The sequence below is a fragment of the Winogradskyella sp. genome, assembly GCF_016744625.1.
In the GTDB taxonomy this organism is placed as follows: Bacteria; Bacteroidota; Bacteroidia; order Flavobacteriales; family Flavobacteriaceae; genus Winogradskyella.
Genome location: NZ_JADGDZ010000087.1, coordinates 1 through 14834, shown reverse-complemented (window position 1 = coordinate 14834; position 14834 = coordinate 1). Strand labels below are relative to the sequence as shown.

The window sequence follows — 14834 nt, the reverse complement described above, 5'->3', positions numbered from 1 at the left end:
ACTATATATAGTAGAGCTTCAAAATGAGATTAAAATCGATTATTGACTATTTAATGCTTATATAAGCAATCATAACTGAATCACATTCTCTCAAATACCAAAATTCTTTAATACATAATCTATAACCTGAATCTTCTTTGATACAAGAATAATTGGAAATACTATGATTATTAATCTTTCACAACAATCATTTCCGAAGTATTATTCACTTTAATAATGTACAATCCAATAGCTGAAGAATTCAACTTTATTGAGGTTGTATTATTTAAGTTATTATAAGCTCTATTTTCTATATCTATTTTACGTCCTCTAACATCAAAAACTTTAATAGTATCTGTAATATTAGTATTACTAATAAAAATTTCTTTATTGGTTGTTGGATTTGGATATATAGTAATAGACTTATCATATTCTTCTATACTAAGTGAACCTTGAAAATAAGGCACTGCAAAATCAAAAACATCTTCAGCAACCGTTTGCCCAATAAAACGCCCAGGAATATCATCTGCTGGTGGATGAATACCTCCCCAAATTCTACTTAAACTTGTTTGGTCTGATGCGTCTCTGTAGGTTGCCCATTGTAACACAACATCTACAGAAGGTCCTTCTTCAAATACTAAAAACTCATTTGCCTTTGCCGTGAATTCACCCAAACCACCTGGAAAAAATTCACTTCCTGTAACCATAGTCATTAATTCTGCTGCGGCTCTTGAGTATGTTGAATGACCAGATACATAACCTGCAAATGGAGGTGTAACAAATGTTGGCCTTTGATAAGGATACCAATCTTCTGCCAAAATCCAACCTATGCCAGCTTGGTCAGTTTCTGTATCACTAATAAAGTCGTGACCTTTCCATGTATATAGCTTAATCTTACCAACATGCTGGTTAGCAAAACCTGCAAGTGGATCGCCTATTTCAACAACTTCAATATAATCTGTAATAAGTGGAATACCTCCAATATCATAATTATCTAAGGTATTATTAGTGCTTTGACCTTTTTCAGCCATTGAGCGAAGTGCAGAAATAGGACGTATATAATCATACCAACCTTTTACACTCCATGCAGAGATTGCAGAATCATGCATACCACCACCCATAATAAAATAGGTTTTGACATCCCATTCTAAAGGGTCTAGAATACTTCCTTCACCTTCAAAACGCTTTTCAAACTGCGGATGATCGTTTACATAATTTAAAATCGTAAACCAATGACCTGGTGGAGTTTCAGAATCTGGTCCATCTGCCCAAAATTCTGCAAGTACTCTTGCGTAATCACCTCTTGGCACCATATTAACTTCATATGAGCTTCCTGTAACAGGATTTAAAGAATGTCCATTACTATTTGATCCCCCTTCAAAAAAGTTGTAAAAACTAGAGTAATCTGCATAATCTGTTGGAAATGTACTTATATCTACATTACCAATGGAATTAGGTGAAATGTCCCACATGACTCCATCATTTTGATCTAAATGTGATTGCCAAACCGAGACCATTGAAAATCCCCATTTATAAGCATCACTATCTGCATTATCTTCAGTTAGACTAATATATGGTGGATCTGAAGGGTCATGGAATACATTAAAATCATTGCCATCTCTTTGAAATGTAACTTTATCTTCATCATTCAATGCAAATGAAAACACATTTCCCCATTCTGGGCTTAAAAACGGTGGAGTATCCGTATCTATAATTTCGCCACCTTGATCAATAAAGATATCCAACGCCAAAGGTTGCCAACGGTTTGGGTCATTAATTGGTGGGTTAACACCTGCATTAGCATCTAATGCATAAGGGTCGTTAACTGGTTCATAATAAGCATTATCGTAACCTGTTACTTCTCTAGAGCCGTCTTGCAGACCATAAGTAATCATAATTTGTGCCACATAATTACCAAATGCTGCTGCTTCTCCATCTTCATATAGTAATGATATAATGCTTGTGTCATAATCTAGCTTTTCCATCAATAAGTCAAGTCTTGCTTGCGTTTCATCTACGCCTGGAGAGTTTTGAAAACGATAAGACATTAAACGATACATAGCATAACTAATTGATTTACTCAACGACGTTTCCATGTCTTCGTTTGGTGTAAATTCTTCTAAAGTACTTGAATATCCATTTACGGTATTACCAATTAAATAAGGTGTGGCAACATTATCATAAACTGCCCAAATATCATACATAACTACACTGGTATGAAATAAGTTTCTAGCATGTACTGTTGGTCTGGCAAAATCATCTCTAATAGCCTCTAATAAAACTTCATTCCACAATCTTGCAATAGAAATATCTTCAGGAAGATTATCAACACCCAATTCTATATCAATTGCAACTTCTAAGCTAGAACATTGACTATCCATTTCTGTTACTGCTACACGACCAGAGTCTTCAAGATGCCATTTTACTGAAATAGTATTTGTGCCTTGACCACTTAAAAGTTCTCCTCCTGACACTTGCCATATTGCTGTTGAACCAGCAGTAATATTATAAGTATAAGTTTCTGTTCTTAAGAAAGAGGAGGTTGTATTACCATTTATAGTATGTGATGACAAATAAGTACATGAACCATCATCTAATGCTGCATTAGGATTATAATTACAAGATACTGAATCTGTACATCCGTATATTTTTTGACTAGGCTCAATATCTAAAACCTCAATTCCTTCGCCTTCTGTTGCTTTAATTGTAATATTAGAATCTAAATTATTGAAAGTTTCTACTAAACCAGATGGCCATTGAATTTCTAATTCGCTTATTTGTGTCGCATTATCTAAACCAAAATGAACACCTTGAAGGCTTTGACTTAAAAATCCTACTCCAGAATAATAACGCTTTAAAGTTCCATTAATTGTTGTCAGTGTTAACGTAGTTCCAATTGCATCACGATTAGATGTTGTACCTTCTAACTGAACCTTAAACCAATGCAAGGAAGGGTTTGTATCATCAAAATTTAAAGTCTTATTTTCATATAAAAACGATGATCCATCACTATTGGTTACAAATAAATCAATATCACCATCATTATCATAATCGAAATCAATAGCTTCTACACTAATCGTTTGTTCATTTAAACCTAATTCTGCAGAAGCATCTTCAAAGGTTTCTTGACCTTGTACAGTAAGATTTCTAAAATAAAAATTAGGTTCTTTACTTCTCCCTTCAAATAGATAACCATTGGTTACAAACAAATCTTCATCACCATCTAAATCGAAATCAGAAAATTTTGTTCCCCAAGCCCAATTTGTATTACCAACGTTAAGCACATCTGCAACTTCAGTGAAGGTATTATCTCCATTATTATTTAGAAAGAAATTGTTGTCTGTTGCTGTTATAAATATGTCAAAATTACCATCATTATTATAATCACTTATGGCAATACTTGTATTATCTCCTATGGTATTAAAACCATATCCAACAGCTTCATCTGTAAAAGTATTTCCGCTGTTATTGACATAAAGATTATTAGGTTCATCGGAATCATTAGAGACTAATAAATCAATAAAACCATCTGAGTTAAAGTCGAAAGGCAATGCTGTATAACTTGCTAAATCTGTTGATGCTTCAATTCCAGTAGAGATTGTTACATCTGAAAATGTACTGTTTCCATTATTCTTATACAATTGATTAGTACCACATTCTCCCCAATCGCTTATGTAAATATCTAATAAGCCATCATTATTATAATCGAACCATGTCGCTCCAGTATTTTGACATTCATTAGTGGTATCGAACCCAGAAATCCCTGTGACATTTGCAAACGTACCATTTCCTAAATTTCTCCACAATTGTACTTTGAGTGAATAGGTTAAAAATAAATCTGGAAAACCATCATTATTATAATCTCCCCAAGATGCACCGCTTTTATTTCCATCTAAACCCAAATAATCGTCGCCTCCTTCTTCTTGAGATAATAAATCTTCAAAACCTGCAACCTCAGTAACATCTGAGAATGTACCATCATTATTATTGCTAAATAATCTGCTAATGGTTTTAGGACTATTTGGCTCGTCTTTTGCTTTTGCAACTACAAAAATATCGAGATCATTATCTCCATCGTAATCTGCAACTGCAACACCATTATTTTCTTCTAAAAGCCCTAATCCAACGATGCTCTCAACTCTCTCAAAAGTTTGACCACTTATATTATGGCAAAAAAATACATATGTAATTAATAATAAGTAATAATTTCTCATAATAAGATTTTTATCTCTAAATATAGTGGAAATAGAATTCTGTAAAAATTTTAGCAATAAAATATCGACCAAATAAAATAAACATCGTTATAAGAGAAGATAAATACTTTATTGTTTAAAAGAAGTTAGCTATGATTATTTACAAAAGCATCCATTACAGCATCACTTACTCCCATATTACTAAAACCACCATCATTATATAAGTTTTGCAAAGTAACTCGCTTTGTTAAATCACTAAATAAAGACACTGTATAATTAGCACAATCCATAGCAGTTGCATTACCTAATGGAGACATTTTTTCTGCATAAGCAATAAACCCATCAAAGCCTTTTACTCCACTACCTGCTGTTGTTGGTGTTGGTGATTGCGAAATGGTGTTTACACGTACATTCTTATCTCTACCAAAGAAATACCCAAAGCTACGTGCTATACTTTCTAAATAGGCTTTATTATCCGCCATATCATTATAATCCGGAAATACACGTTGTGCAGCCATATAAGTTAAAGCAACGATACTTCCCCATTCATTCATCGCATCTGCTTTGTATAGCGTTTGCATTGTTTTATGAAAAGACATTGCAGAAACGTCTGTTCCTTTTTGAGTCCATGCATAATTTTGGTCTGTATAATGTTTCCCTTTTCTTACATTGATAGACATACCAATAGAATGCAAAACAAAATCTAACTTACCTCCTAAGATTTCCATAGACTGCTCTATCAGATTCTGCAAATCTTCTTCAGAAGTTGCATCTGCAGGAATAATTTGAGAACCCGTCTTTTCTGCCAACTCATTAATCTGTCCCATTCGCATAGCAACTGGTGCGTTAGTCAATACAAATGTACCTCCTTCTTCATGCACACGTTCTGCAGTTTTCCATGCAATAGAATTTGCGTCTAATGCTCCGAATATGATTCCTTTTTTTCCTTTAAGTAAGTTATACATAGTGTTATTTTTAATTAGTCGATTGTTGTAATATTTAAATTCAATATATGATGATAAGCCTAGCTAAGCTAAATTTTTGATTTTACACCTCTTAAAATGACAAATCAATTAAGTAATTGTCTGGCATGTGCCATAGCAGATTCTGTAATGCTTAAACCACCTAGCATTTGTGCAATTTCTACAATGCGCTCTTCTTCATTTAATCTTTTAAGCTGCGTATGTGTTACATCCTCTACATCTGTTTTAAATACTTTATAATGAGAATCTCCTTTAGCTGCAATTTGTGGCAGATGCGTAATTGTAAACACCTGCATTTTATGACTCATTTGTTTCATAATGTTTCCCATTTTATTAGAAATTTCTCCAGAAACACCTGTATCAATTTCATCAAACATTATAGAAGGCAATTGAATATATTCAGCTAAAATAGATTTTATAGCTAGCATAATACGAGATAATTCACCACCTGAGGCTGCTTTTTTAAGCGCATTATAGCTCGATCCTTTATTAGCCATAAATAAAAACTGCAAACTGTCTTTTCCGTTTATAGCAAAATGACCTAAACGAGTGAGTTCAATTTTAAATTTAGCATTAGGCATTCCTAAATCTGCAAGAAGAGCTTCTAATTTTAAAACAAAAGTCGGTATTACAGCTTTTCTATTTTGATGTATTTTTTGAGCAATTTGACTGAGTTCTTCTTCTACTTGAAGAATTTCTTGTTCTTTATTTGTTATCGTAGCATCTAAACTTTCAGTATTGTTTATTTTAGATTGAAGTTGATTCTTTATAGTAATTAAATCATCAATTCCTAAAACAGAGTGCTTCTGAAACAAGTTATTTATAATTTGAAGTTTACTATTGACACGTTCCAATTCTTGAGGGTCTGAGGATAGATTATCTTCAAGATTATCTAGCTCTACTAAAATATCGTCTAACTCTATACTAATGCTTACAATTCGCTCATTAATGATTTCGTAAGCTTTTCCATGACTTGAGATTTTAGATAATTCTTGTTTTACTGAATTGAGTTGATCTATAGTTCCTAAATCTTCCGCATTTAAAATTGCCTTAGCTCTACTCAACTTCTCACCTATAACTTCCACGTTATTTAACTCTTCATACTGAGCTTCTAAATCTTCAATATTAACAGATTCTAAATCTACTTCGTTCAACTCTTTAGAAAGAAAAAGATTATAATCATATTCCTTAATCATCTCAGTTTTAGAATTCTTTATTTCTTCTAAGGATTTCTGAAGCGATTTATATAATCTTAAAGACTTTGAGAACTTATCTAAGCTAAGTTTGTTTTTAGCTAATGCATCGATAACTTGAAACTGATAATCGTCTTGCGTAAGTTGTTGTGTTTGATGTTGTGAATGGATATCTATAAGATGATTACTTAAAGCAACCAAGCTCTCTAAGGTCACTGGTGTATCATTAATAAAAGCTCTCGATTTACCCGAAGGCAAAATCTCTCGTCTAATGATGGTTTGCACATCATAATCTAAATCTAAAGATTTAAATAACCGCTTTAAATTATAATTAGCAATGTCAAAAACTCCTTCGATAATGCACTTTTCTTCGCTATTTTTTACTTGACTTAAATCTGCACGCTTTCCTAAAATTAAGGATAGCCCTCCTAATAATATAGATTTACCTGCTCCAGTTTCTCCTGTAATAATAGAAAGTCCATTATTAAACCGTACAGTAAGCTCATCGATTAGTGCGTAATTTTTTATGTATAATGAAGTGAGCAAGAATTCTTTTGATTTATGAATACAAAATTAAGTTTTTACTATCTCATAACATGAAATAGGTACAAAAATATTCAAGATTCTGAAATGAATTTAGAATAACAAATTTAAGTTATGAAGTAAATTTAGGGATTTTTAAAACTTAATGTTTCTCCATTTTTGAGAATGCATAGGTGCTATTCTGTTTAAAATATCAATAGCTTCTGTGACATTTACACTTGGTCCACCAGAAAGAACATCCATTATTTCGTCGGACTTTGCATCAAAAAACACACGCATTAAATACGAATTTGGTCGGCTTCTATGAACTTTCTGTAATTCTGACAACGCAGATATTACCTGTGCTTTTCCTTTCTTAGAACTCTCGCTCATTACATCTAAACCTCCAATATGATAATTATACATAGTAGACCTCATCTCTTTAAATGTTGGAGACATTAGATTATCAATAAGAGCGAAACGCGATTGTAAACCATCTTCTAATTTCCATCCTTGTCCGTTTAGCTGTTGCGAATAGTTAGCAATAGTTTGTGCTTGTTTTAAGTATTCAGTACCTCCATTAAGTGCAAAAGAATCACCATCCATTCCTAAAATCATATACACATGAAAAGATAATACAGAAATTAAGTTAGACTCAAACTGAATTGGATTATAAACTAGGTTTTGAAACTCTAAATATTGAAAGTTAAAGTCCTTATCATTATAGTTATAAACTGGCGAGCTATAGGTTGAATTATAAATAGGTCTCGACGATGATACTTGAAGCGATGCAGAAAACAAATCATTACTATATTCTCTAACATTAATAACCATACTGCAATTAATACGCTCTTGCTGACCAAAAGATTTATTAGTCCATTGTGTATTATTTACAAACTCTGTTAATTGCTTTTCTAGAGTTTTGAAAACAACATTATTTTCGTTTCCTGTTTGTTGTGCAATAACATTAACTGTGCAGTTTAACTCTTGTGAGAAAGAAACTACAGTAAATAAAAAGGCTAATAAAACTAATATCTTACGCATCTAGTTGTTTTAATATTTGTTGCATTAAATCCTTAGCGACTTCTGCTTTAGATTTAAGCTTGTTTTCTATAACTTCTTCTGACGATGTTATAAATGTAACTTTATTTGTGGACACTCCAAAACCTGCTCCTTTATCTTGTAAAGAATTTAGAACAATTAAATCTAAATTCTTGGACTTTAACTTGCCTTTGGCATGTTCTAATTCATTATTAGTTTCGAGTGCAAAACCAACTAAAAATTGATTGGCCTTAATCTCACCAAGTGATTTTAAAATATCCTTAGTTTTTTCTAACTCTATACTAAACGCTGAATCTTTCTTTTTTATTTTCTGATTCGCTACAGTTTTTGGTCTGTAGTCAGCAACTGCTGCTGAAAGTATAGCAATATCCGAAGATTTAAAATGCTTGTGTACCTCATTATACATCTCATCTGCACTCACAACAGGCTTAATACTTACATGACTATGAGATAAATTTTGATGTGTTGGTCCAGTTACTAAAATAACTTCTGCACCAAGATTCGCTGCTGCATTCGCTATTTCAAATCCCATTTTTCCGCTCGAGTGATTTCCTATAAATCGTACAGGATCTAAAGCTTCATAAGTTGGGCCTGCTGTAATTAAAATTTGCTTTCCTTTTAGAGGTAGTTGATCTAAAATATCTTTTTCAATAAAACGAATAATATCCTCAGGTTCTGCCATACGACCTTCACCAACCAAGCCACTTGCTAACTCACCAGTTCCTGCAGGAATTAATTCATTTCCGTAAGATGTCAATTTTTCGAATGACGCTTCAGTCGATTCATGTTTATACATATCTAAATCCATTGCGGGAGCGAAATACACAGGGCATTTTGCTGATAGATATGTTGCCAAAAGAATGTTATCACAAACTCCGTTCGCCATCTTAGCCATTGTATTTGCAGTTGCAGGTGCTATCACAAATATATCTGCCCAAAGCCCTAAATCAACATGGTTGTTCCAAACTTGGTTATTATCTTCTTCATCAACAAAGGATGAATACACAGGATTTTTAGAAAGTGTAGAAAGTGTAAGTGGAGTTATAAAATCTTTAGAAGCAGGCGTCATAACAACTTTTACGTTTGCGCCTGCTTTAATAAATAATCGTACTAAACTAGCAGATTTATATGCAGCAATACCAGCAGTAATGCCTAATAAAATATTTTTGTCTTTTAGAATAGACATCTATAGTCTAGTGCTCTGGCTGAGGATCCTCAGTATTTCTGTGATAAATCTTATCATCTAACCATTCTTTAACTGCTAAAGCGTGTGGTTTTGGTAACTTTTCATAAAACTTAGATACTTCAATTTGTTCTTTGTTTTCAAAAATTTCTTCAAGACTATCGTTATAAGTTGCAAACTCTTCAAGCTTGTCAATTAACTCACGTCTAATATCTGTGTTAATTTGTTCTGCACGTTTAGCAATTACAGAAATAGCTTCGTAGATATTATCCGTTGGAGCATCGATTTCGTTTCTGTTGTAAGTAATAGAACTTACTGGTGCATCAGTCTTTTTTAAATCCATCATTATAATGCTTAACTTTTAGTGTTAATTGTATTTAATTCTTGTTGTAATTTATCTTTCATCATCGTTGCATCTTCCAAAAATTCAGAATTTGAAAATGCTCTCTTTAATGATTCATAATAGCCTATAGCTTCTTTTATACGTTCTCTCTTTAAATAATCTACACTCTTAACTGCAAGGTTATGAGCTGCATCAAATCTATAAAATAACGCCTCATTTCTTAGTGTCGTACCTGGAAACTCAAGTAAAAAATTATTGAATGCTTTAATAGATGCTTTATAATCTCTAATTAAATCATACTGTTTAGCAATTTCAAATGCCTTTTTCTCTAATTTATAATCTAACTCTTTAACCAGTTTATTGGCTTCAGCTAAATACTGAGAATCTGGATAAGCGTTTACAAATAACTGCAACTTCTCTATAGCTTCAACCGTCTCCTTCTGTTCTTTAGAATATACAGGAGAATTAAAATAATAGCCTTTAGCAGCTAAATAAGCAGCCTCTTCAATTTTCTCACTAGCAGAGTAAAGATCTGTAAATTTATCAAAATGATAACTTGCTATATAATAATCACCTAGCTTATAAGAACACATAGCATGCATAAATGTCAATTTTTCTCCTTGAGGTTTCCCTCTATATTTTGGAAGAATTTGTTCAAATATGCGATGTGCTTTAGCCCATTTTTCGGCTTCAAAAAGTTCTGTACCCATTTCAAACTTCTCTGCAACGTTTTCAGATCTTAAAGCTTTCTGAAAATCAGAGCATGAAACAAATAGAATACTTATTAATAGTATGTAAAGTCCTTTCTTCATAAATTTTAAACAGAATGCAAAAGTATGCATTATTAACGGATTTAGAAAACAAAAATTATATGCTAAAATAAGGGTTGTTTTTAGTGTTAAAACTAATTTAGATTAAGTTTAACTTTTACCTAGAATTTTCAATTCATTTTTGATGATTTCTTTAAGTGCATCTGTTGCCTCTACAAGTGGTAAACGCACATGAGATTTAGAGATATTTAATCCGTCTAACACAGCCTTTATACCAGCAGGATTGTTTTCAGAAAAAATCAGCCCTACTATCGGCATTAATTTAAAGTGAATATCATACGCTTCCTTGGCTTTACCTGCAATACCTAGACGAATCATTTGAGAGAATTCTTTAGGCAACGCTTGACCAATTACAGAAATCACACCAGATCCACCTGCTAAGGCTACACCTAAGGCTAAATCATCATCACCAGACAACACCAAGAAATCTTTTGGCTTAGTTCTCAATAATTCTAAATATTGATGGACATTATTACCTGCCTCTTTAACAGCCACAATATTATTAAAATCTTTTGCTAATCTTAAAGTAGTTTCAGGAGACATGTTAGACGCTGTTCTTCCAGGCACATTATATAATATAATTGGCTTTGGTGCTACTTCTGCAATGGCTTTAAAATGCTGATAAATCCCTTCTTGAGTTGGTTTGCTATAATATGGTGACACTGACAAAATACCGTCTATATCAGAAAAATCAGTTGACTTAATTTCATTAACAACATTAGCCGTGTTATTTCCACCAACACCTAAAACCAATGGTAATCTGCCTTTATTAACTTCCGAAATAAATTTAATTAACTGCTTCTTCTCTTCAGCAGTTACTGTAACACTTTCTCCTGTAGTACCACTGATTACTAAGTAATCTGTACCGTTTTCAATGTTATATTCAACCAAGCGCTCTAACGCATCAAAATCGATGCTTAAATCTGAGTTAAAAGGTGTTATTAAAGCTACACCTGTGCCTATAAATTTGGTCATTATAATTTATTTAGAATGTTTAAGTATTTTTTAAATTCTCGTTTAAATATCTGTATTTCTTTAGGCTTAACATTAATAATGAGATCATATAATCGCTCATCGTTTCGAGATAAACCCACTTTTAAATTTGCTTTAGAAGCTGCTGTTATTAAATTTAACTGCAATGTTTCTTCTTTATAATAACTTATCAAAACATCATAAGTTTCATCAATAAAGTCTTGCAAGTCAGTATTATTTATTTTTCCTTTCCATCCAAAATCTTTAGGACTATAATAAGTATCCCATTGATTATGATCTAATCTATCATCAGTTGTAAATGCAATTATCTTATGCTTTGGTGACGTTAAATTCAAAGCCTTAAAAAAAGCTTTAAACGTCTCAAAATCATCATACTCCTTTGCATTTAATAAAACCGCAATTGTCTTTACTTTATTGTTATTTACCGCAGCTTTACGCGCAGCCAACAATTTGTTGACATATTTTTGATTTGATTTTTCTTTAAATGCCTTTAAAATCATTTACCTTTAGACTTTGTGCAAATTTAATAAAAGCACTCACATTTTGCTGTAAACTCTATATAAGTTATTCAATGACTAGTAAACATCTATTAAAACTCTGTCTCTTACTGCTTATTTTTTCGTGTCAATCTTCACATATTTCAAAAATTGAAGGTAAAAGACTAAATATTGACGAAAAACTAACGTCTAATCAAGACATAGAAAATTTCATAAAACCATACAGAGAAAGAGTAAATAACGATTTAGACAGTGTAATTTCTTATGCACCAGAAACCTATTCTAAATCTAATGGTGAATTAAATACTGCTATTGGAAATTTAATGGCAGATGCAGTGTATAGTGAAGGTAATCCTATTTTTAATAAACGAACTGGTAATAATATTGACTTCGTACTGTTGAATCATGGTGGTATTCGTGCTATAATTTCGAAAGGAAATATAACATCCAGAACAGCCTATGAAGTTATGCCTTTTGAAAACTCTGTAGTAGTTGTAGCATTAAAAGGTAAACAAGTAAATGACATGTTTACTTATTTATCTAAAGCGAAGCGAGCGCATCCTGTATCTAGTCAGTTTCAACTAACGCTAGACAAAGACTTTGAAATTTCTTCAGCTAGCATAAATGGAAAACCAGTAGACATAGAAGAAACATACTATGTTGCAACAAACGATTACCTATATAATGGTGGAGATAGAATGACATTTTTCCATCCAAATGAAGGCCTTTATGTTTTGGATTATAAAATTAGAAATGTACTAATCGATTATTTCAAAAAACAAGATACTCTGAGCCCTAAACGCGATAATCGTTTTATTAAACATAACAACTAAGTCATGAAGAGAAGAGAATTTATACAACAATCTACAGCTGCTACAGCTTTAGCAGGTATTGGCGGATTAGGTTTACAATCTTTTATGTCATCAGAAACTAAAAAAATAACTATTCTTCATACTAATGATGTACATAGTCATATCGATCCTTTTGGACCAGATGATGGTAGAAATGCAAATAAAGGAGGAGTTGCTAGACGTGCAACTTTAGTAGAATCTATTAGAAAAGAAAATCCGAATACCTTATTATTAGATGCTGGCGATATTTTTCAAGGCACTCCATACTTTAATTATTATGGAGGTGAGCTAGAATTTAAACTAATGAGTATGTTAGATTATGATTTAGCAACTATAGGTAATCACGATTTTGATAATGGAATAGACGGTTTGTACAAACAATTGCCACATGCAAAATTCGATTTTGTTTCGGCAAATTACGATTTCTCTAATACAGTAATGGATACCCATGTAAAACCCTATAAAACCTTTATTAAAAACGGGATTAAAATTGGTGTATTTGGCCTAGGTATTCAATTAGAAGGCTTAGTAGATAAAAAAATGTATAAAGAAACGGTTTACCACAACCCTATAGAGGTTGCTCAAGACATGTCTCGTCTCTTAAAGGAAGAGCAGTCTTGCGATTTAGTGATTTGTTTATCTCATATTGGTTATCACTATAAAAAAAGTCCGGATAGAGTTAGCGATATAAATTTGGCTAGAGCAACAAAGGATATCGACCTTATTATTGGAGGACATACACACACTTTTTTACCAAAACCGACTATCGAAAAAAATAGCGCAGGAAAAAATGTATTGGTTAATCAAGTTGGTGCATATGGACTATATCTAGGGAAAATCGACTTTTATTTTGAACCTGGAAAAGCTACAAAAGCGGAAGGAGCTTCAATAATTGTTTAATGAATTTGTAAGTATCTAAAATTGAAACGTCTAAGATTTCAACTCAACCATTAAAAAATGAAATCTAACAAAATCATCCTAGTACTTCGTATTGTAGTCGCAATCATATTAATTCAGACACTTCGTTTTAAATTCACCGCACATCCAGATAGCGTTTATATTTTTGAAACCGTAGGTTTAGAACCTTTTGGAAGAATAGCAATTGGAGTCTTAGAACTTATTGCTGGTATTTTACTTCTTATACCAAAAACAATATGGGCTGGTGCTGCATTATCACTTGGTCTAATAGGAGGTGCAATTATGATGCACTTAACGCAATTAGGTATTGAAGTAAAAGGTGATGGAGGTGTATTATTTTATACTGCAGTTATCACTTTTATATTAAGTGCTATTATTTTATATTCTCAAAGAAAAGAGATTCCTTTTATTGGCGAAAAATTAAACTTCTAATTGTTCATCTGTATATTCAGGTTCTGGGCCTGTAAATTCTAACTGCGATTGCAGATATAAGAATACAAATGCAACTACCAAGAAGAACGAGTAGATAAAGCCTAAATCATTATTATTCTCCAATATGTAGTAGTATGACAGTTGAATGATTTCAGAAAATACAATACAAATAGCGCCTACTAAAAACAACATGGACTTATTATCATTTCGGTACATATAATTAATTAGAGTTACAGATAATAAAATCATTATTACTGCATTATACCCATATTCTAAAGCGTATTCATAGAATGAAAATACATTCTCTGTTGTTGCAGAAACTATGGATACACAAAATACATCTAGAACAACCAATATTAAGATAGGAATAGAAAGTTCAGAAAACACAGCTTTTAAATCTAATCCTCTAAGTATTTTAAAGATTAGAAACATATACGACACTATATATAGTAGATTAGCACCATAATAATAGTAGTCTGGTTCACCATACTCTATTTGTGGACCATAATAGGCATAAACGCTTAGCAATTGTGCTAAAGCAAATATTACTAAAAACCAAAAGAAATACACTAATGCGTAAAAACAGCTTCATTAATGGGTTGATTTAATACTTTTACAATATCTTTTACCAATCTGTGTACAATTGGTTGTCCTGCTACAGGAATTAATGGTTTTGGCACTGTTAAACTATGTGGACGTAAACGTGAGCCACGACCTGCCATTGGTACTATTATTTTCATATTGTTAATCTCTTAAGTCCTTTATTTATTTTACTCCTGTACTACCAAATCCGCCTTCGCCACGAGATGTTTCAGAAAGCGTTTCTACTTCAATCCATTCTGCACGTTCATGTTT

Annotated in this window: 13 protein-coding genes and 2 pseudogenes; 3 read left to right on the top strand and 12 right to left on the bottom strand. The window is 32.3% G+C overall.

Annotation, left to right across the window (positions count from 1 at the left end; all coding sequences use genetic code 11):
* Positions 1–170: 170 nt before the first annotated feature.
* From QZZ53_RS14420 to QZZ53_RS14380, 9 genes are all read right to left on the bottom strand, one after another.
* Positions 171–4193 carry an FG-GAP-like repeat-containing protein gene (locus tag QZZ53_RS14420; RefSeq protein WP_296385952.1) on the bottom strand — a complete coding sequence of 1341 codons (4023 nt, stop codon included), beginning with the start codon at positions 4191–4193 and terminating at the stop codon, positions 171–173.
* A gap of 125 nt (positions 4194–4318) precedes the next feature.
* A complete protein-coding gene (locus QZZ53_RS14415; RefSeq protein ID WP_296385950.1) occupies positions 4319–5137 on the bottom strand; it encodes an SDR family oxidoreductase in 819 nt (272 codons plus the stop codon).
* A 104-nt stretch (positions 5138–5241) separates the two neighbouring features.
* On the bottom strand, positions 5242–6894 hold the full coding sequence (gene recN, locus QZZ53_RS14410) for a DNA repair protein RecN (protein ID WP_296385948.1): 1653 nt from the start codon (positions 6892–6894) through the stop codon (positions 5242–5244).
* Between the two features lie 132 nt (positions 6895–7026).
* Positions 7027–7914, bottom strand: a complete 888-nt coding sequence (locus tag QZZ53_RS14405; protein WP_296385947.1) for a DUF4835 family protein — start codon at positions 7912–7914, stop codon at positions 7027–7029.
* Positions 7907–9118, bottom strand: coding sequence for a bifunctional phosphopantothenoylcysteine decarboxylase/phosphopantothenate--cysteine ligase CoaBC (coaBC, locus tag QZZ53_RS14400; RefSeq protein WP_296385945.1), 1212 nt, complete (start codon positions 9116–9118; stop codon positions 7907–7909). The genes QZZ53_RS14405 and coaBC overlap by 8 nt, the downstream gene beginning before the upstream one ends.
* Positions 9119–9125: 7 nt before the next feature.
* Positions 9126–9458, bottom strand: coding sequence for a DNA-directed RNA polymerase subunit omega (locus QZZ53_RS14395; RefSeq protein WP_296385954.1), 333 nt, complete (start codon positions 9456–9458; stop codon positions 9126–9128).
* Positions 9459–9469: 11 nt separating this feature from the next.
* Positions 9470–10270 carry an outer membrane protein assembly factor BamD gene (gene bamD / locus QZZ53_RS14390; protein ID WP_296385943.1) on the bottom strand — a complete coding sequence of 267 codons (801 nt, stop codon included), beginning with the start codon at positions 10268–10270 and terminating at the stop codon, positions 9470–9472.
* A gap of 108 nt (positions 10271–10378) precedes the next feature.
* Positions 10379–11263, bottom strand: coding sequence for a 4-hydroxy-tetrahydrodipicolinate synthase (gene dapA / locus QZZ53_RS14385; protein WP_296385941.1), 885 nt, complete (start codon positions 11261–11263; stop codon positions 10379–10381).
* Positions 11263–11781, bottom strand: a complete 519-nt coding sequence (locus QZZ53_RS14380; RefSeq protein ID WP_296385939.1) for a hypothetical protein — start codon at positions 11779–11781, stop codon at positions 11263–11265. Before QZZ53_RS14380 ends, dapA begins: the two co-directional genes overlap by 1 nt.
* Before the next feature lie 71 nt (positions 11782–11852).
* Between QZZ53_RS14380 and QZZ53_RS14375 the strand changes: the two genes are divergently transcribed.
* Genes QZZ53_RS14375 through QZZ53_RS14365 form a run of 3 tightly spaced genes read left to right on the top strand, consistent with a single transcriptional unit; the run spans position 11853 to position 13979 of the window.
* Complete coding sequence (locus QZZ53_RS14375) at positions 11853–12611, top strand: 5'-nucleotidase C-terminal domain-containing protein (protein ID WP_296385938.1); 759 nt, start codon at positions 11853–11855, stop codon at positions 12609–12611.
* A 3-nt stretch (positions 12612–12614) separates the two neighbouring features.
* Positions 12615–13529 carry a metallophosphatase gene (locus QZZ53_RS14370; RefSeq protein WP_296385936.1) on the top strand — a complete coding sequence of 305 codons (915 nt, stop codon included), beginning with the start codon at positions 12615–12617 and terminating at the stop codon, positions 13527–13529.
* 57 nt (positions 13530–13586) lie between these two features.
* Positions 13587–13979: a DoxX family protein gene (locus tag QZZ53_RS14365; RefSeq protein WP_296385934.1), complete on the top strand. Its 393-nt coding sequence runs from the start codon at positions 13587–13589 to the stop codon at positions 13977–13979.
* On the opposite strand, the gene QZZ53_RS14360 is transcribed toward QZZ53_RS14365, so the two are convergent.
* The 3 genes and pseudogenes from QZZ53_RS14360 to QZZ53_RS14350 all read right to left on the bottom strand — a co-directional run.
* The gene (locus QZZ53_RS14360; protein ID WP_296385933.1) at positions 13968–14507 is read right to left on the bottom strand and encodes a hypothetical protein; all 540 of its coding nucleotides are present in this window, start codon (positions 14505–14507) and stop codon (positions 13968–13970) included. The genes QZZ53_RS14365 and QZZ53_RS14360 overlap by 12 nt on opposite strands.
* A gap of 59 nt (positions 14508–14566) precedes the next feature.
* Positions 14567–14719 (bottom strand): annotated as a pseudogene (locus tag QZZ53_RS14355) (sugar phosphate nucleotidyltransferase); the annotation flags it as partial.
* Between the two features lie 25 nt (positions 14720–14744).
* Positions 14745–14834 (bottom strand): annotated as a pseudogene (locus QZZ53_RS14350) (dUTP diphosphatase); the annotation flags it as partial.

Bases quoted from the DNA above. Each gene is read 5' to 3' on its own strand.
- QZZ53_RS14365 (WP_296385934.1), top strand. From the start codon at position 13,587: ATGAAATCTAACAAAATCATCCTAGTACTTCGTATTGTAGTCGCAATC.
- QZZ53_RS14370 (WP_296385936.1), top strand. From the start codon at position 12,615: ATGAAGAGAAGAGAATTTATACAACAATCTACAGCTGCTACAGCTTTA.
- QZZ53_RS14415 (WP_296385950.1), bottom strand. From the start codon at position 5,137: ATGTATAACTTACTTAAAGGAAAAAAAGGAATCATATTCGGAGCATTA.
- dapA (WP_296385941.1), bottom strand. From the start codon at position 11,263: ATGACCAAATTTATAGGCACAGGTGTAGCTTTAATAACACCTTTTAAC.
- QZZ53_RS14405 (WP_296385947.1), bottom strand. From the start codon at position 7,914: ATGCGTAAGATATTAGTTTTATTAGCCTTTTTATTTACTGTAGTTTCT.
- QZZ53_RS14395 (WP_296385954.1), bottom strand. From the start codon at position 9,458: ATGGATTTAAAAAAGACTGATGCACCAGTAAGTTCTATTACTTACAAC.
- bamD (WP_296385943.1), bottom strand. From the start codon at position 10,270: ATGAAGAAAGGACTTTACATACTATTAATAAGTATTCTATTTGTTTCA.
- QZZ53_RS14375 (WP_296385938.1), top strand. From the start codon at position 11,853: ATGACTAGTAAACATCTATTAAAACTCTGTCTCTTACTGCTTATTTTT.
- QZZ53_RS14420 (WP_296385952.1), bottom strand. From the start codon at position 4,193: ATGAGAAATTATTACTTATTATTAATTACATATGTATTTTTTTGCCAT.
- QZZ53_RS14380 (WP_296385939.1), bottom strand. From the start codon at position 11,781: ATGATTTTAAAGGCATTTAAAGAAAAATCAAATCAAAAATATGTCAAC.
- coaBC (WP_296385945.1), bottom strand. From the start codon at position 9,118: ATGTCTATTCTAAAAGACAAAAATATTTTATTAGGCATTACTGCTGGT.